We start from the raw sequence: 17,345 nt of genomic DNA, 5'->3' as shown, positions 1-17,345 counted from the left end.
CCAAGGACCGCCCATGACCCTGCTTTTCACCAATGCCCGCCTGATCGACCCCGAAGCCGGCACCGACGAGACCGGCCACCTGCTGGTGCAGGACGGCGTGATCGCCGCCCTCGCCACCGGCGGCGGCGCCGCCGCCTTCCTCGCGGCGCAGGGCCTCAAACCCGAGGCCGTCACCATCGAGGACGCGCGCGGCCACTGCCTCGCCCCCGGCATCGTCGACATCGGCGTGAAGGTCTGCGAGCCGGGCGAGCGGCACAAGGAAAGCTATCGCTCGGCCGGGCTGGCGGCGGCGGCGGGCGGCGTCACCACCATGGTCACGCGGCCCGACACCGAGCCCGCCATCGACACCCCCGAGGTGCTGGAATTCGTCCGCCGCCGCGCCAACGAGGCCGCGCCGGTGCGCGTCCTCCCCATGGCCGCCCTGACCAAGGGCCGCGCCGGGCGCGAGATGACCGAGATCGGCTTCCTGATGGACGCGGGCGCCGTCGCCTTCACCGACTGCGACCATGTCGTGACCGACACCAAGGTACTCTCTCGCGCGCTGACCTATGCGCGCTCGCTCGGCGCGCTGGTCATCGCCCATCCTCAGGATCCGGGACTTTCGGCCGGGGCCGCCGCCACCTCGGGCAAGTTCGCCAGCCTGCGCGGCCTGCCCGCCGTCTCGCCCATGGCCGAGCGCATGGGCCTCGACCGCGACATCGCCCTGATCGAGATGACCGGCGCGAAATACCACGCCGACCAGATCACCACCCGCCGCGCCCTGCCGGCCCTGGCGCGGGCCAAGCGCAACGGGCTCGACATCACCGCGGGCATCTCGATCCACCACCTGACGCTGAACGAATTCGACGTCGCCGACTACCGCACCTTCTTCAAGGTCAAGCCGCCGCTGCGCGCCGAGGAAGACCGCCAGGGCATGATCGAGGCCGTGGCCGAGGGGCTGATCGACGTGATCTGCTCGATGCACACCCCGCAGGACGAAGAGTCGAAGCGCCGCCCCTTTGAGGAGGCGGCCAGCGGCGCGGTGGCGCTCGAAACCCTGCTGCCCGCCGCGCTGCGGCTCTACCACGCCGGCCACCTGACGCTGCCCCAGCTGTTCCGCGCAATGGCGCTGAACCCGGCCAAACGACTGGGCCTGCCCACCGGGCGGCTGAGCGTCGGCGCGCCCGCCGACCTGGTGCTGTTCGACGCCGATGTGCCCTTCGTGCTCGACCGCGCACAGTTGCACTCCAAATCGCGCAACACCCCGTTTGACGGCGCGCGGATGCAGGGTAGGGTTCTCGCGACCCTCGTGGCCGGAAAACCCGTCTACCGGAGACCCTGATGCCCGCCTTCGACGCCCCGGCCCTGACGCTGCTTCTTGTTGCCGTTCTCGGCTATCTGCTCGGCACCATCGCCGCCGGGTTGCTGATCTCGCGGGTGATGGGGTTGGGCGACCTGCGCAAGATCGGGTCGGGCAATATCGGTGCGACCAACGTTCTGCGCACCGGCAACAAGGGCGCGGCGGCCCTCACCCTGTTGTTCGACGCGCTGAAAGGCGTCGTCGCCGTGCTGCTCGGGCGGATGCTGGCCGGCGAGGCCGGCGCGCAGATCGGTGCGCTGTTTGCGGTGCTCGGACATTGCTGGCCAGTCTGGCTCGGCTTCAAGGGCGGCAAGGGCGTCGCCACCTTCCTCGGCGTCTGGCTGGCGCTGGCCTGGCCGGTGGGCCTGGCCTGCTGCGCCACCTGGGCGGCGGCGGCCTACGTCCGGCGCATCTCCTCGCTCGCGGCGCTGACCGCCGCGGCGAGTTCGACCCTCTGGGCGCTGCTGTTCGGTTATTCCGGCACCGTGGTGCTGGCGCTGGGGCTGACGGCGCTGGTCTTCTCGCGGCATTCGGCGAACATCGCCCGCCTGCGTGCCGGGACCGAACCGAAGATCGGCCAGAAGTAGCCCTACTTCGCGGCCAGCCGCTCGATGGCCTCGGCCGTGCGCCTGGTGTTGTGATAGATGCCCAGCGCCAGGTAGAGTATGCCGCCCATCATGATGACGTAGAGTCCGCCGCCGATCAGGATGGCGATGCCCTGCAGGAAGCCCTCCGAGAACATCGCGCCCAGGCCGGCGATCACGACGACGACCGCCAGCAGGATGATGATAACCGCTACGAGTTTTTCGAACGAACCGATGAAGAAGTCGCGCATTTGCTTAATCCCTGTTGTAAATGCCCTCATGCTGCTTCGCCCTGCCCAGGTCACGCAAGGCCATTCCTGCAAGACCGCCCGGCGCTGCATCCTTACGGCCACAGGGGCGCCTTGCGCTTGGGGGCGGGCAAGCCGGTTGCCCAGGCCCATGCGTGCCGGGACCGAGCCCAGCATCGGCCAAGGCTGAACGGCAGGAAACCGCCACACATCAAAACGTGAGGGACGGAATCGGCCCGAGCATGCGTTGATCCTGTTCATAACAAGAAACAGGACTACCCGAGCATGACCCCGTCCCAATCCCGCCGCGACTTCCTCGCCACCCTTGCGGTCTCGCCCTTCGTCACTCTCGGCACCGGAGTCTTCGCGCCCCCGGTCCAAGCCCAGGCGGCCGCCGCCGGGCTGATCGGGGCCAATGCCTGCATCCTGACCCCGCAGGTGACCGAAGGGCCCTATTACATCGACCCGCACCTGGTGCGGCAGGACATCACCGAGGGCCGCCCCGGCGTGCCGATGCGGCTGCGCCTGCAGGTGGTGACCGCCGACTGCCAGCCGATCGAGGGCGCCCGCGCCGATGTCTGGCATTGCGACGCGGCAGGCAATTACTCGGGCTTCGCGCGGCAGGGCAGCGACCAGCAGATCAGCACCAAGGGCGAGACCTTCCTGCGCGGCACCCAGTTCTCCGACGCGACCGGCATCGCCGAATTCGCCACGATCTATCCCGGCTGGTATCGCGGCCGCACCACGCATATCCACTACAAGGTCTTCCTCGAGGAGACCAACGTGCTGACCGGGCAGATCTTCTTCCCCGATGCGCTCAGCGCCTACCTGTTCCAGTCGGTCGCGCCCTACAACGAACGTGGCGGCACGCGGGATACGGTGAACGCGACCGACGGCATCGCGCAGGAGGCGGGCGACACCGCCTTTGCCGCCATCCGCGAGCAACCGGACTACTACGACGCGGCGCTGGTGGTCGGGGTCTCGCCCGAGGCGCGTCCGCAGGAGCAGGGCTTTGGCGGGATGCGCCCGCCGGGGCCGCCTCCGGGCCGCCTGCCCGAGCGTTCGGGAGCAGCGGAACCGACAGTGCCCGGCCGCAACGGTTGATTTGCAGTCTATTTCTGATATTTCTGTTATTACAGAAATTCAGGAAACCATGATGCACCTGACGCCGGCCATGACCGATTTCATCCTCCACTGGGGCGACATGGGCTCGCGCTGGGGGGTGAGCCGGTCGGTCGCGCAGGTACATGCGTTGCTGCACCTCTCGCCCGAGCCGCTCACCGCCGAGGAGATCTGCGAGACGCTGGAGTTGGCCCGCTCCAACGTCTCCACCGCGCTCAAGGAGCTGCAGGGCTGGAAGCTGGTTACGGTAAGCCGCGAACTGGGCGAGCGGCGCGACCGTTTCACCTCGGTCCGCGACCTGTTCGACCTGGTCACCACCGTGATCGAGGCCCGGCGCGAGCGGGAATTCCTGCCCACCCTCAATGCCTTGCAGCGGGTCGCGCTCGAGGCCGAGGGCGACCGCACCCCAGCCCCGGTCAAGGCGAGGATCATCGCGACGCTGGACATGATGCAGCTGTTCGACCGCTGGTACAGTGACGTCACCCGCCTGCCCCGCCCGGTGCAGCTGACCGCGCTCAAGCTGGGCGCGAAGGTCGGGAAGCTGGTGGGCAAGGGGAAGAAGTCGGCCTGAACGGCTGGTGGGATAGGTTGCGGCCCGCTACGGGGCGGGCCGTCACGGGCAAATTTCACAGATTACAGAAATTTCTGCAATCAGGGAAATCCCCTTCCTGGCAGCGGCACGGCCGACGGTCCCCCGCCGGCCACGCAACCGCAAAGCTCAGTAGCTGTATTCCGGGTAGATCCGGCTGATATCGCCGTTCCAGTCGCCGTTGTAATGGTCGAGCAGCTCGTCCGCCGGCACCTTGCCGGTCTCGACGCTCTCCTTCAGCGCGCTCAGGAAATGGGTCTCGTCCGGCACCAGACCACCGGCGCCGGGCTTGGCCCGCGCCTTGAGCCCGGCCTCGGAAATCGCCACCGCCTCGCGCGCGATCTCGTGCAAGGAGATACCGTCGACCACGCCGGCCAGCGCCTGCTCGCCCGCCGTGACGCGCATCTGCTCGCGCGTCTCGGCGCTCCAGCCCTTGACCAGGTCCCAGGCCGCATCCAGCGAGGACTGGTCGTACATCAGCCCGACCCAGAAGGCCGGCAGCGCGCAGAGCCGCCGCCAAGGGCCGCCATCGGCGCCACGCATCTCGATGAACTTCTTCAGCCGCGCCTCGGGGAAGACGGTGGTGAGGTGATCGGCCCAGTCCGACAGGGTCGGCGTCTCGCCCGGCAGCGCGGGCAGTTGGCCCTTCAGGAAGTCGCGGAACGACTGGCCCAGCGCGTTGATGTATTTCCCGTCGCGATAGACGAAATACATCGGCACATCGAGCACGTACTGCACCCAGCGCTCGAACCCGAACTCCTCGTCGAAGACGAAGGGGATCATGCCGGTGCGCGCCTCGTCGAGGTGCCGCCAGACCCAGGCGCGGTACGACCGCACGCCGTTCGGCTTGCCCTCGAAGAATGGCGAATTGGCAAACAGCGCATTGGCGATGGGCTGCAGCGCGATGGCCACGCGCATCTTCTGCACCATGTCTGCCTCGGTGGCGAAATCGAGGTTCACCTGCACCGTGCAGGTGCGCCGCATCATCGTGGTGCCCGCGGTGCCGACGGTCTGCATGTAGCCGTCCATCAGCTTGTAGCGCCCCTTGGGCATCAACGGCATCTGCTCATGCGTCCAGACCGGCGCGGCGCCCAGGCCGATGAAGCCGACACCGACCTTGTCGGCGATGTCCTTCACCTCGGCCAGGTGTTCGTTCACCTCGTCGCAGGTCTGGTGGATGGTTTCGAGCGGCGCGCCCGACAGTTCCAGCTGGCCGCCCGGCTCGAGGCTCACGTTGGCGCCGTTCTTGGTGAGGCCGATCAGGTTGCCGCCTTCCTCGACCGGCGACCAGCCGTGCTTGTCGCGCAGCCCTTCCAGCACGGCCTTGACCGAGCGCTTGCCCTCGTAGGGGATCGGCAGCAGCGTGTCCTTGCAATAGCCGAACTTCTCGTGCTCGGTGCCGATGCGCCACTGGTCCTTCGGCTTGCAGCCGGAAGCCAGGTATTCGGCCAGTTGCTCGTGCCGCTCGATCGGCCCGCCGCCGGACTGGGGAATGGACATGAAGTTGTTCCTCGAACCTTGTTCCGGCCAGAGGTGGAGCGGAAGGCAGGGGCTGTCAACCCGGCAAAGACGCAGGGTTCGCTGTGTGATGGCGCGCCGCCGCGGCGGTCGCGCCTAGTTCAGCCGCAGATGCGAGGGCCGCGACGGCACCTTTTCCCAGATAACCACCGGGTGTGCCGCCCCGCCGCGCAGCTGCGCCAGCATGTGCTCGGTGCGCATCCCCGGCAGGGTGGCGAAGATGTCGAACAGCTCCTCGGCGCCCTCGGCGGTGACCGGGATCGCCAACGGCGGCTGGCCCGGCTGGCTCAGCAGCCAATGCGCCGGGCGCTGGGTTGGATCGAGCGTCAGCCGCTCCATCTCGCGCGCCGCCACCACGCCGCCTGTGAGCGGGCCGAAATAGCTGATCTGCCCCTCGTCGACGCTGACCACCCCCGGCCCCTCGCCGTCGAGCCGGAACCGTGCCCGCTGTGCGCCGATCACGCCCATGGCGAAGCCCGCCACCACCAGCACCCAGCCGATCCAGCCGAGCAACCCGCCCGGCCCGGCCACCCAGCTGAGGCCGAGCAGCGCCACCGCCGCCCCGGCGATCACCTCGCGCCAGCGCCAGAGGGTCATGCGCACTTCGGGACGGATGAAGCTCATGATGTTCTTCCTCTCATCGCGGGACCTCCCCCCAGTCCCCCAGCCGCGCCTGCCAGAGCACCAGCGCCGCCACCGCCGCGGTATCGGCGCGCAGGATACGGGGGCCGAGGCTGAGGGTACGTGCAAAGGGCAGCCGCCCCAGCCGCGCGCGTTCGACTTCGGAAAACCCGCCCTCGGGCCCGATCAGCACCGCCGCCGGGCCGGGTGCCAGCCCGTCGAGGCCCGCAGGCGTGCCCGCCGCGCCCTCGTCGCAGAAGATCAGCGCGCGCTCCTCGGGCCAGTTGGCCAGCAGCCGGTCGAGCCGCGCCGCCTCGGCCACCTCGGGCAGGTAGGTCGCGCCGCATTGCTCGGCGGCCTCTAGCGCATGAGCTTGTAGGCGGTCCTGCCGGACCCGCTCGGAATTGGTGAATTCGGTCATCACCGGCTGGATCCGGGCCACCCCCAGCTCGACCGCCTTTTCCACGATGAAATCGGTGCGCGCCTTCTTGATCGGGGCGAAAAGCAGCCAGAGGTCCGGCGGATTCGCCTGCGGGCGCAGCGCCTGGGTGATCTCCAGCACGCCACCGCGCTTGCCGGCCTCGGCCACCACCGCCAGCCATTCGCCCTGGCGGCCGTTGAACACGGGCAGGCTGTCGCCCGCCCCCAGCCGCATGACGCCGAAAAGGTAATGGGCCTGCTCGCGGGACAAATCGACCGATTGCCCCTGCGCCAGATCGTGATCTACATACAGCCTGATCTTCGCAACCATGGAACGCGATATATGCAAGGCAACGCGCCGACGCCAGATACACAGGTTGCAGATGCCGCAAGCGGCAACTGGGTCGACCGCTGGGCCCCGGCCTTCAGCCGGCCCTACCTGCGCCTGTCGCGCGCCGACCGTCCGATCGGCACCTGGCTGTTGCTGCTGCCCTGCTGGTGGGGGCTGGCGCTGGCGATGCTCGCCGGGCAGGACGCGCGCTGGGAGGATCTGTGGATCTTCGTCGCCTGCGGGCTTGGCGCCTTCCTGATGCGCGGCGCCGGCTGCACCTGGAACGACATCACCGACCGCCATATCGACGGCAAGGTCGCCCGCACCCGCTCGCGGCCAATCCCCTCGGGCGCGGTCAGCGTCAAAGGCGCGCTGGCCTGGATGGTGATCCAGTCGCTGCTGGGCTTCGCCATCCTGCTGACCTTCCACCGCGCCGCCATCGCGCTGGGGGTGCTCTCGCTGCTGCTGGTCACGATCTATCCCTTCGCCAAGCGGTTCACCTGGTGGCCGCAGGTCTTCCTGGGCCTCGCCTTCAACTGGGGCGCCTTGCTGGCCTGGGCCGCCCATGCGGGCGGGCTCGGCTGGCCGCCGATCCTGCTCTATGTCGCCGGGATCAGCTGGACGCTGTTCTACGATACCATCTACGCCCACCAGGACGCCGAGGACGACGCGCTGATCGGGGTCAAGTCGACCGCCCGCCTGTTCGGGGCCGAGACGGTGCGCTGGCTGAAGTATTTCCTGGTCATCACCGTGTCGCTGATGGGCCTCGCGATCATCCTCGCGCTGATGCCCAAGGCCTCGGTTCTGGCCCTCGCGCTGGCGCTGGTCGGGCCCTGGGCGATGGGCTGGCACATGGCCTGGCAGCTGCGCGGCTTCGACCACACCGACGGCGCAAAGATGCTCCAGTTGTTCCGCGCCAACCGCGATACCGGCCTTATTCCGCTCATCTTCTTCGGAATTGCGCTCTTCGTGTGATTGATCCCCGGTTAATGCGCCGTTAAACCGGCGAGGCAATTTTCCGGGAAACAGGATCCGGCCGATGCGTATCCCCGCCCTTGTCGTGGTCGCCGCAACCTTTCTTCTGGCCGGCGCAGTCAGCCTCTTCGCGGCGGGATTCCTGTCGACGGCGGTCGAGAACACTTCGGAATACGCCGTGCGCCAGGCGCTGGATGCCGCGGAACACGACTGGGCCGAGGTCGAGGCCGACGGGCTGCAGGTGATCATCACCGGCACCGCGCCCGACGAGGCCCGCCGCTTCGATGCGCTCTCGACCGTGGGCCGGGTGGTCGACGCCGCGCGCATCATCAACGCCACCGAGGTCGCGCCGTCGCGGGCCATCGCGCCGCCGCGCTTCTCGGTCGAGATCCTGCGCAACCATGCCGGCCTGTCGATCGCCGGGTTGCTGCCCAAGAGCACCGACCGCGCCGCGCTGGTCGCCGCGCTGAGCCGCGCCGCCGGTGGCGCGCCGGTCAGCGACCTGATGCAATCGGCCGATTACGCCGAACCGCAGGGCTGGTCCGATGCGCTCGGCTTTGCCGTCACCGCCCTGACCCGCCTGCCTCGCAGCAAGGTCTCGGTCGATGCGGGCCGGGTCTCGGTCACCGCCGTCGCCGAAACCGCCGATGCGCGCCGCAAGCTCGAGGCCGAGCTGCGGAAGGCCGCGCCTCCGGGCCTGCGGATCACCCTCAAGATCTCGGCCCCGCGCCCGGTCATCACCCCCTTCACGCTGCGCTTCCTGATCGACGACAGCGGAAGTCACTTCGACAGCTGCTCGGCCGATACCGAGGACTCGCGAAACCGCATCCTCGCCGCCGCCACCGCGGCCGGGATGACCCGCGCGGGGTCCTGCACCCTGGGCCTGGGCGTGCCCTCGCCCCGCTGGGCCGAGGCCGTCGCCCTGGCGATCCACGCCGTGGCCGAGCTGGGCCGGGGCAGCGTCACTTTCGCTGACGCCGACATCACCCTCGCCGCCATCGAGGGCACTGACCCGGCGCTCTTCGACAAGGTGGTGGGCGAGCTGGAAAACGCCCTGCCCGAAGTCTTTGCCCTGCACGCGATCCTTCCGCCGCCCCCCGGCAAGGGCGATGCCGGCCCGCCCGAGTTCACCGTGACGCGCAGCCCCGAAGGCTCGGTCCAGCTGCGCGGCCGCGTCGGCGACGAGACCCTGCGCCGTATGGCCGATGCCTATGCCAAGGCGCGTTTCGGCAGCCAGAGCGTCTATACAGCCGCCCGCCTGGCCGAGGGAATGCCCGCCGACTGGCCGGTCCGCGTGCTGACCGCGCTCGAAGCGCTCTCGCACCTGGCTTATGGCTCGGCCGTGGTGACGCCCGACGACGTCACCGTGCGCGGCACCTCGAACCGCGAGGAGGCCAGCGCCGAGATCGCCGGGCTGCTGTCCGAGAAGCTGGGCGAGGGGCAGACCTTCACGCTCGACATCGTCTATCAGGAGCCGCCCGCGGTCGAGGAGGACTCGGCCCCGACGCCCGAGATGTGCGAGACCGCGCTGGCCGATATCCAGGCCACCTCGGGCAAGATCAGCTTCGAGCCGGGCTCGGCCACGATCGCCGCCGACTCGCTCGACACGATGGAGGCGATTGCCGAACTGCTGTCGACCTGCGGCGACCTCAAGCTCGAGATCCAGGGCCATACCGACAGCCAGGGCCGGGACGAGATGAACCAGAAGCTGAGCCAGGACCGCGCCCAGTCGGTGCTGAACGAACTGCGCGCGCGCCGCATCCTCACGTCGAGCTATACCGCCGTCGGCTATGGCGAGACCCAGCCCATCGCCGACAACAAGACCGAGGAAGGCCGCGAGGCCAACCGCCGGATCGAGTTCCGCCTGATCCGCCCGAAGGTGGAAAAAGAGGCACCGACAACGCTGGAAACGGTTGCACAGGACGCCCCGGTCGGCGATGCAGAAGACGCGGAGCCGCCCGCCGAGGACGCGCCCGCGCCGGAAGGCAGCAACGAAGGGAGCGGCGATTGAACCGGGCACAATTCATCATCGCAACGGCCGTCGTCCTGTTCGTGGCCTTCTGCGTCGGCTGGTTCGCCAACTGGCTGGTCCACCGCTTCACCCGCGTCAGCGCCTCGGACGTCAACGAACTCGACAGGATGAGTCAGGAGCTGCACGACGCCGAGGAGACCCGCGACCAGGCGATCACCTGGCTGCAGGCGCGCGAGGCGGAACTGTCGAACCAGCTCGCCCAGACCGAGGCCGAGCTGCGTGCCGCGATGGAAGGTCTCCGCGACGCCCGCGCCGAGACCGAGGAACTGCGCAACGCGCTGGAGCGCGTGCAGGGCTGAGGCCGGCTCAGCCGCCTTCGTGGAAGAAGCCGTAGATCGTTTCGGCCATCGCGTCGGAAATCCCGTCGACCGCCTTCAGGTCGGCCAGGTCGGCGCGTGACACCGCCTTGGCCGAGCCGAAATGCGCCAGCAGCGCCCGCTTGCGCGTCGCCCCCACGCCCGGAATATCGTCAAGCGGCGTCGCCCCCACCGCCTTGGCCCGCTTGGCCCGGTGGGTGCCGATGGCGAAACGGTGCGCCTCGTCGCGCAGGCGCTGCACGAAGTAGAGCACAGGATCGTTGTGGCGCAGCGCGAAGGGCCGTTCGCCCATGCGGTGGAACTCTTCCTTGCCGGCGTCGCGGTCCACGCCCTTGGCCACGCCCACCATCGGGATATCCTCGACCCCGTGCTCGGCCATGATCTGCGCCACCGCGCTCACCTGCCCGGCGCCGCCGTCGATCAGCAGCAGGTCGGGCCAGAGGCCCTTGTCGCGGTCGGGGTCCTCCTTCATCAGCCGGGAAAAGCGGCGGTTCAGGACTTCCTTCATCATACCGAAGTCGTCGCCCGGCGTAAGCTCGTCACCCCGGATGTTGTACTTCCGGTAGCTGTTCTTGATGAAGCCCTCCGGCCCCGCCACGATCATCGCGCCCACCGCGTTGGTGCCCATGATGTGGCTGTTGTCATAGACCTCGATCCGCTGCGGCGGCGCGTCCAGCCCGAAGGCCTCGGCCAGCCCGGCCAGCAGGCGGCCCTGGGTCGCGCTTTCCGACATCCGCCGCGCCAGGCTCTCGCGTGCGTTGCGCAGCGCGCCCTGGATCAGCTCGGCCTTCTCGCCCCGCTGCGGCACCAGGATCTCGACCTTGCGGCCCGCCTTCTGGCCCAGAGCCTCGGCCATCAGATCGGGGTTCTCGACCTCGTCCGAGAGGATCACCTGCCGGGGCGGCTCCTTGTTGTCGTAGAACTGGCCCAGAAAGGCCTCCATCACCTCGGCCGCCGAGACATCGGCGCCGACGCGCGGGTAGAAATCCTTGTTGCCCCAGTTCTGGTTCGCCCGGATGAAGAAGACCTGCACGCAGGCCTGCCCCTGTTCCATGTGCAGCGCGATCACGTCGGCCTCGGCCACGCCGCGCGGGTTGATGCCCTGCGTCGACTGCACCGCCGTCAGCGCGCGAATCCGGTCGCGCAGGCCCGCCGCGCGCTCGAACTCCATCGCATCCGAGGCCGCGCGCATCTGCTCGGCCAGTTCCTCCTGCACCTTGGTCGACCGTCCCGACAGGAAGCGTTCGGCATCCGCCACCGCCTCGCCATAGGCCGCTTCCGAGATCAGCCCCACGCAGGGCCCCGAGCACCGCTTGATCTGGAACAGCAGGCAGGGCCGGGTGCGGCCCTCGAACACGGAATCCGTGCAGTTGCGCAGCAGGAAGGCCTTCTGCAGCTGGTTCAGCGTCCGGTTCACTGCCCCGGCGCTGGCGAAGGGGCCGAAATAGGCGCCCTTCTCGGTCTTGGCGCCGCGGTGCTTCTTGATCTGCGGGAAGGTATGGCCCTTCGACACCAGGATGTTGGGGAAGGATTTGTCGTCGCGCAGCAGCACGTTGTATTTCGGCTTGAGCTGCTTGATCAGGTTCTGCTCGAGCAGCAGCGCCTCGGTCTCGGTCCTGGTCGTCAGGAACATCATCGAGGCGGTGTCGCGGATCATCCGCTCGATCCGCGGCGTGTGCTGGCCGGGGCGGGAATAGTTCGACACCCGCGCCTTCAGGTTCCGCGCCTTGCCGACGTAGAGCACACGCGCCTGCGCATCCAGCATCCGGTAGACGCCGGGCGAGCCGTCCAGCGTCTTCAGATAGCCCTGGATCACCGCATAACCGGTCGGTGGGGCAGCTTCGTTTGGCGTTTCGGTCGTCATGTCCATCGAATCGAAAGGTTAACTTGTGGCTGCACGGAGCGGGCGGCGTAATCAAGGGGCAAGGAGTCCACGCTTTTTGTGGATAACTGTGAAGATAACTTCCGGGGTAGTCGAAATTTCCGTTGTATTCGGCCCCTTTCGTTAATCTGCACAATTTTTAAGCGCAAATGGAACCTGTTGATTTTAAACGAAAGAATTATTGGCACCTATCAAGATCATGAAAAGACTTACAATTTTGTAACGCGTTGGTGAACGGCAGGTGAAGGTCTGATAACTTGACCTCGCGCCAGCCTATTCCACCCCGAGAACGTCCGGCGTCTGCCAACCCAGGTGCTGCCCGCCATCGACGCAAAGCAGCTGTCCGGTGACCGCTGGCGCGTCGAGGAAATAGCCCAGCGCCGCGTTGATGTCGGCCGGATCGCCGCCCCGCCCCAGCACCGTCGCGGCGCGCTGGCGCGAGAAGTGCTCGGCGCTCTGGCGCTCGGCCTTCAGAGTCGGGCCGGGGCCGATGGCGTTGACCCGGATCGCCGGGGCCAGCGCCTGCGCTGTGGTCCGGGTCATCGCCCAGAGGCCCATCTTGGCGATGGTATAGGTCATGAACTCGGGCGTCGGCTTGAGCACCCGCTGGTCGATGATGTTGACGATCAGCCCCGAGGCAACCGGCTCTCCGGCGGCGTTGCGCCCCGGCTCCAGCCCCTGTGCCGCCATCGCCTGCGTCAGCACGAAGGGCGCGCGCAGGTTGCTGTCGATATGGCGGTCCCAGCTGGCCCGTGTGGCGCTGGCCACGGTGTCGTATTCGAAGATCGAGGCGCTGTTGACCAGGCAGGTGATCGGCCCGCCCAGACCCTCGACCGCCCGCCCGAACAGACCCTGCAAAGGGCCTTCCTGAAGGAAATCGGCCTGGAGCACCACGGCGTTGCGGCCCATCGCACGGATCTCTTCCGCCGCCGTCTCGGCCCCGTCGCGCGACGCGACGTAGTGCAGCGCCACGTCAAAGCCGCGCCGCGCGAGGTAGAGCGCCATCTCGCGGCCAAGCCGCTTGCCAGCGCCGGTGACAAGGCATCGCGTCATTGGGAACTCCTTCTGCCGGTCCTGCTTATACGAGCACCGTCACCAGATAGACCAGATAGAGCGCGGTCAGCACCACGCCCCAGAGCCGGGTGATATCGCGGCGGAACATCACGAAGGGGATCAGCAGCAGGGCGGCAACCAGCATGGCGCCAAGGTCGAAGTTGAACTCGGGGCCGGTCGGGATCGGCCCGAACAGCGAGGCGAGCCCGATGATGCCCAGCAGGTTGAAGAAGTTCGACCCGATCACGTTGCCCAGCGCCACGTCGGCCTGCCGCCGCAGCGCCGCCATCACCGTCGTCGCCAGCTCGGGCAGCGAGGTGCCGACCGCCACCAGCGTCAGGCCGATGACAGCTTCGCTCACGCCCAGCGAACGGGCGATGATCGTCGCGTTTTCCACCAGAAGGTGCGCGCCCCAGGGCAGGCCGATCAGGCCGATCACCAGGTAGACGGCAATACGCCAGCCCGGCATGTTCGGGTCGGCGCCCTCGGGTTCCTCGGCCTCGCCATTGGCACGATGGGCCTGCGCCTCGCGCACCATGGTGAAGAGGATCGCGCCCAGCGCCGCCAGCAGGATCAGGCCCGAGACCCAGGTCAGCGTGCCCCACCAGGCCAGCGCGATGAACAGCAGCGTCGCGCCCAGCATCTGGAGATAGCCCTTGCGGGTGTCGCACTGGCTGGTGTGCAGCGCCGAGATCATCGCGGGGATGCCCAGCACCAGCAGGATATTGGCGATGTTCGAGCCGACGACATTGCCCAGCGCGATGCCCGGCGCATTGTCGAGCACGGCGCTGACCGAGATCAGCAGCTCGGGCGCCGAGGTGCCGAAGGCCACCACCGTCAGGCTGACGATCAGCGCCGGGATGCCGATCCGCAGCGCCAGGTTGACCGATCCGCGCACCAGCGCGTCGCCCGCGACCAGCAGAACCACCAGCCCGAGTGCGGACAGAATCCAGGGCATCATCATCCGCGCCCCGAGTGGCCGCAGCCGCAGGGGCCCTTGCCGATGCGATACCGCCCGCAGCGCGGGCACTTGGCCGATTTCAGCCGCGCCTGTCCCGGAAAGCGCAGCTTGCCGAAGAAGGCCAGCACCACCATGGCCAGCAGGAAGAGGAGAATGATCTTGGCCAGCACGTCAGAGACCGAACCGCGCGAAATCCGCGCGTTCCTCTACGGCGGACACCGCGTCCAGCGCCAGGCTCGCGCCGAAGCGCGACCAGAAGGGTTTCTTCAGCCCGTAGCGGCGGAACTGCACCTTGTCGCCGAAACGGTCCTTCATCTTGGGCTTCAGATGCCCGACCCCGTCGATCAGCCCCAGCGACAGCGCCTTGCGTGCCAGCCAGATGTCGCCGGTGAACAGGTCGGCATTGGCGTCGAGCCGCGCGCCGCGCCGGGCCTTCACGTGGTTGATGAAATTTGCGTGGATCTCTTCCAGCAGGGCCTTGAGCCGCGCCACATCCTCTTCCTTCTCGGGCTGGAACGGGTCCAGCATCGACTTCGACTTGCCGGCGGTATGCACCCGCCGCTCGATTCCCTGCCGGGCCAGAAGCACCTGCGCGCCGAAGCCCGAGGAAATCACCCCGATCGAGCCGAGGACCGAGCTTTCGTCCGCCCAGATCTCGTCCGCCGCGGCCGCCAGCCAGTAACCGCCCGAGGCCGCCACGTCCTCGACGAAGGCGATCACCGGCACCTTGGTCTCCTCCGAAAGCCGCCGGATGCGCCCGCCGATCAGCGAGGATTGCACCGGCGAGCCCCCGGGCGAGTTGATCTCGAGCGCCACGGCCGAAGGCTTGCCCTTGGTAAAGGCACGTTCGAGCACCGGGGCCAGCGCGGTATCGCTCATCGAGCCGCGGCCGGACATGCCGATGGACCCGGCCAGCCGGACCACCGAGACCAGCGGCGGGTTCTTCAGGAAGGGAAGGCGCAATTTCATGGACAGGGACATAGATCCGCGCCCCCCACTCTACAAGGTGCGGCTCAGGCCAGCCCGGCGCGAATTTTCTCGGCGTATCCGGCGATCTCGGTGAAATCGCCCATCTTTCCCGGCGGGCGCATCCGCACGCCCTCGCGCATCGGCAGCACGTGGAAGTGCAGGTGGAACACCTCCTGCCCCGCCGGCGCCTCGTTGTATTGCTCGATCACCACGCCATCGACCCCCAGCCCGGCCATCGCGGCCCTGGCCACCTTCTGCGTGGTGGCGATCACCGCGGCGAGCTGCTCGGGGCTGGCATCCAGCGCGTTGCGGCAGGGGGTCTTCGGGATCACCAGGCAATGGCCGTCGGTGCGCGGCATGATATCCATGAAGGCCAGCGTCGCCTCGTCTTCGTAGATCCGGGTCGAGGGGATCTCTCCGCGCAGGATCTTGGCGAAGACGTTGTCGGGATCATAGCTCATCTGGGGCCTCCATGTTCGCCCGACTCATCGCGGCCCCCGCGCCCTGCGTCAAGCCCGCAGACCGCAAGTCCGGCCCGCCCGCAACAACAAGGGGGGCGCGGCAATTTATCTTGATCGAGATCAATATCGGCCATTGAGTCACCTCCTGCGTCATTCTAAAACCTGAATGAATTCGCGACCCCTGGCAGGGGGGCGCGTCAACACGTTTACCCAGGAGGTGCCTAATGGCGGACGCAGCCATTCATGGACACGGGCATGAGGATCACCGCGGATTCTTCACCCGCTGGTTCATGTCCACCAACCACAAGGACATCGGGATCCTGTATCTCTTCGTCGCCGCAATCGTCGGCTTCGTGTCCGTCTGCTTCACCGTCTACATGCGGCTCGAGCTGATGAACCCCGGCGTCCAGTACATGTGCCTTGAAGGCGCACGTCTGATCGCCGATGCGACCCAGCCTTGCAGCCCGAACGGCCACCTCTGGAACGTTCTGGTCACCGGCCACGGCATCCTGATGATGTTCTTCGTGGTGATTCCGGCCCTCTTCGGCGGATTTGGCAACTATTTCATGCCGTTGCAGATCGGTGCACCGGACATGGCCTTCCCGCGGATGAACAACCTCAGCTTCTGGATGTATGTCGCCGGCACCTCGCTGGCGGTCTGCTCCGTGCTCGCACCGGGTGGCGACGGCCAACTCGGCTCGGGCGTGGGCTGGGTGCTCTACCCGCCGCTGTCCGTGAAAGAGGGCGGCATGTCGATGGACCTCGCAATCTTCGCGGTGCACCTCTCGGGCGCCTCGTCGATCCTCGGCGCCATCAACATGATCACCACCTTCCTGAACATGCGCGCCCCCGGCATGACCCTGTTCAAGGTGCCGCTGTTCGCCTGGTCGATCTTCGTCACCGCCTGGCTGATTCTGCTTTCGCTGCCCGTTCTGGCCGGCGCGATCACCATGCTGCTGATGGACCGTAACTTCGGGTTCACCTTCTTCGATCCCGCCGGCGGCGGCGACCCGATCCTCTACCAGCACATCCTGTGGTTCTTCGGTCACCCCGAGGTCTACATCATCATCGTGCCGGGCTTCGGGATCATCTCCCACGTCATCGCCACCTTCTCGCGCAAGCCGGTCTTCGGCTACCTGCCGATGGTCTGGGCCATGATCGCCATCGGCGCGCTGGGCTTCGTCGTCTGGGCGCACCACATGTACACGGTCGGCATGACCCTGAACCAGCAGGCCTACTTCATGCTGGCCACCATGGTCATCGCGGTGCCCACCGGCGTGAAGGTGTTCAGTTGGATCGCCACCATGTGGGGCGGCTCGATCGAGTTCCGCACCCCCATGCTCTGGGCCTTCGGCTTCCTGTTCCTGTTCACCGTCGGCGGCGTCACCGGCATCGTCCTGTCGCAGGCCGCCATCGACCGCTACTATCACGACACCTACTACGTGGTGGCACACTTCCACTACGTGATGTCGCTGGGCGCCGTCTTCGCCATCTTCGCAGGCATCTACTTCTACCTGCCGAAGATGTCGGGCCGGATGTATCCGGAATGGGCTGGCAAGCTGCACTTCTGGGCGATGTTCATCGGGGCCAACCTGACGTTCTTCCCGCAGCACTTCCTGGGCCGTGAAGGGATGCCGCGCCGCTACATCGACTACCCGGAGGCCTTCGCCTACTGGAACCACTGGTCGAGCCTCGGCGCCTTCCTCTCCTTCGCCTCGTTCGTGTTCTTCATCGGCGTGATCTTCTACACCCTGACGCGCGGCGCACGGGTGACCGAGAACAACCCGTGGAACGAATATGCCGACACGCTGGAATGGACCCTGCCCAGCCCGCCGCCCGAGCATACGTTCGAGATCCTCCCGAAGCAGAGCGACTGGGACAAGGGCCACGCGCACTAGGCGCCGGGCCGACAGAGACAGAGGG

The 17,345-nt window shown here is 67.5% G+C and carries 17 protein-coding genes and 1 pseudogene; 8 read left to right on the top strand and 10 right to left on the bottom strand.

Features of this window, described 5'->3' with window-relative positions:
* The first annotated feature begins 13 nt into the window (after positions 1-13).
* Positions 14-1,321, top strand: coding sequence for a dihydroorotase (gene pyrC / locus IE266_RS03420; protein WP_189678624.1), 1,308 nt, complete (start codon positions 14-16; stop codon positions 1,319-1,321).
* A complete protein-coding gene (plsY, locus tag IE266_RS03415; RefSeq protein ID WP_189678623.1) occupies positions 1,321-1,926 on the top strand; it encodes a glycerol-3-phosphate 1-O-acyltransferase PlsY in 606 nt (201 codons plus the stop codon). The genes pyrC and plsY overlap by 1 nt, the downstream gene beginning before the upstream one ends.
* 2 nt (positions 1,927-1,928) lie before the next feature.
* Here the strand turns inward: plsY and IE266_RS03410 are convergent, their stop codons facing one another.
* Positions 1,929-2,174, bottom strand: coding sequence for a hypothetical protein (locus IE266_RS03410; RefSeq protein WP_189678622.1), 246 nt, complete (start codon positions 2,172-2,174; stop codon positions 1,929-1,931).
* A gap of 282 nt (positions 2,175-2,456) precedes the next feature.
* Here IE266_RS03410 and IE266_RS03405 point away from each other — a divergent pair, with 282 nt between their 5' ends.
* Complete coding sequence (locus IE266_RS03405) at positions 2,457-3,275, top strand: intradiol ring-cleavage dioxygenase (RefSeq protein ID WP_189678621.1); 819 nt, start codon at positions 2,457-2,459, stop codon at positions 3,273-3,275.
* A gap of 52 nt (positions 3,276-3,327) precedes the next feature.
* Positions 3,328-3,864 carry a GbsR/MarR family transcriptional regulator gene (locus IE266_RS03400; protein WP_229863873.1) on the top strand — a complete coding sequence of 179 codons (537 nt, stop codon included), beginning with the start codon at positions 3,328-3,330 and terminating at the stop codon, positions 3,862-3,864.
* A 147-nt stretch (positions 3,865-4,011) separates the two neighbouring features.
* Here the strand turns inward: IE266_RS03400 and IE266_RS03395 are convergent, their stop codons facing one another.
* The 3 genes from IE266_RS03395 to IE266_RS03385 all read right to left on the bottom strand — a co-directional run bounded on the left by IE266_RS03395 (position 4,012) and on the right by IE266_RS03385 (position 6,772).
* Positions 4,012-5,382, bottom strand: a complete 1,371-nt coding sequence (locus IE266_RS03395; RefSeq protein WP_189678620.1) for a glutamate--cysteine ligase — start codon at positions 5,380-5,382, stop codon at positions 4,012-4,014.
* 114 nt (positions 5,383-5,496) lie between these two features.
* A complete protein-coding gene (locus IE266_RS03390; RefSeq protein ID WP_189678619.1) occupies positions 5,497-6,024 on the bottom strand; it encodes a hypothetical protein in 528 nt (175 codons plus the stop codon).
* Positions 6,025-6,037: 13 nt separating this feature from the next.
* Entirely contained in the window at positions 6,038-6,772 is a 735-nt protein-coding gene (locus IE266_RS03385) for a 16S rRNA (uracil(1498)-N(3))-methyltransferase (RefSeq protein WP_189678618.1), read from the bottom strand.
* 12 nt (positions 6,773-6,784) lie between these two features.
* Between IE266_RS03385 and ubiA the strand changes: the two genes are divergently transcribed.
* The 3 genes from ubiA to IE266_RS03370 all read left to right on the top strand — a co-directional run bounded on the left by ubiA (position 6,785) and on the right by IE266_RS03370 (position 10,078).
* Complete coding sequence (ubiA, locus tag IE266_RS03380) at positions 6,785-7,747, top strand: 4-hydroxybenzoate octaprenyltransferase (RefSeq protein ID WP_189678617.1); 963 nt, start codon at positions 6,785-6,787, stop codon at positions 7,745-7,747.
* 64 nt (positions 7,748-7,811) lie between these two features.
* Positions 7,812-9,758 (top strand): OmpA family protein, encoded by a 1,947-nt coding sequence (locus IE266_RS03375; RefSeq protein ID WP_189678616.1) that lies wholly within the window; start codon positions 7,812-7,814, stop codon positions 9,756-9,758.
* Positions 9,755-10,078: a hypothetical protein gene (locus IE266_RS03370; protein ID WP_189678615.1), complete on the top strand. Its 324-nt coding sequence runs from the start codon at positions 9,755-9,757 to the stop codon at positions 10,076-10,078. The genes IE266_RS03375 and IE266_RS03370 overlap by 4 nt, the downstream gene beginning before the upstream one ends.
* A gap of 7 nt (positions 10,079-10,085) precedes the next feature.
* On the opposite strand, the gene uvrC is transcribed toward IE266_RS03370, so the two are convergent.
* The 6 genes and pseudogenes from uvrC to IE266_RS03340 all read right to left on the bottom strand — a co-directional run bounded on the left by uvrC (position 10,086) and on the right by IE266_RS03340 (position 15,422).
* Complete coding sequence (gene uvrC / locus IE266_RS03365) at positions 10,086-11,960, bottom strand: excinuclease ABC subunit UvrC (RefSeq protein ID WP_189678614.1); 1,875 nt, start codon at positions 11,958-11,960, stop codon at positions 10,086-10,088.
* A 291-nt stretch (positions 11,961-12,251) separates the two neighbouring features.
* Positions 12,252-13,037: pseudogene (locus tag IE266_RS03360) on the bottom strand (SDR family oxidoreductase); the annotation flags it as partial.
* A gap of 19 nt (positions 13,038-13,056) precedes the next feature.
* Positions 13,057-13,992, bottom strand: a complete 936-nt coding sequence (locus IE266_RS03355; RefSeq protein ID WP_189678612.1) for a calcium/sodium antiporter — start codon at positions 13,990-13,992, stop codon at positions 13,057-13,059.
* Positions 13,992-14,162, bottom strand: coding sequence for a hypothetical protein (locus IE266_RS03350; protein ID WP_189678611.1), 171 nt, complete (start codon positions 14,160-14,162; stop codon positions 13,992-13,994). The genes IE266_RS03355 and IE266_RS03350 overlap by 1 nt, the downstream gene beginning before the upstream one ends.
* A 1-nt stretch (position 14,163) precedes the next feature.
* On the bottom strand, positions 14,164-14,961 hold the full coding sequence (locus tag IE266_RS03345; RefSeq protein WP_189678610.1) for a S49 family peptidase: 798 nt from the start codon (positions 14,959-14,961) through the stop codon (positions 14,164-14,166).
* Positions 14,962-15,005: 44 nt separating this feature from the next.
* Positions 15,006-15,422, bottom strand: a complete 417-nt coding sequence (locus IE266_RS03340; RefSeq protein ID WP_189678609.1) for an HIT family protein — start codon at positions 15,420-15,422, stop codon at positions 15,006-15,008.
* 224 nt (positions 15,423-15,646) lie between these two features.
* Here IE266_RS03340 and IE266_RS03335 point away from each other — a divergent pair, with 224 nt between their 5' ends.
* Entirely contained in the window at positions 15,647-17,320 is a 1,674-nt protein-coding gene (locus tag IE266_RS03335) for a cytochrome c oxidase subunit I (protein WP_189678608.1), read from the top strand.
* Positions 17,321-17,345: the final 25 nt, after the last annotated feature.

It is taken from the genome of Seohaeicola zhoushanensis, assembly GCF_014656415.1.
Taxonomy (GTDB): Bacteria; Pseudomonadota; Alphaproteobacteria; order Rhodobacterales; family Rhodobacteraceae; genus Seohaeicola_A; species Seohaeicola_A zhoushanensis.
Note: the sequence above shows the minus strand (reverse complement) of the source record. Positions and strands in the feature narration are given on the sequence as shown.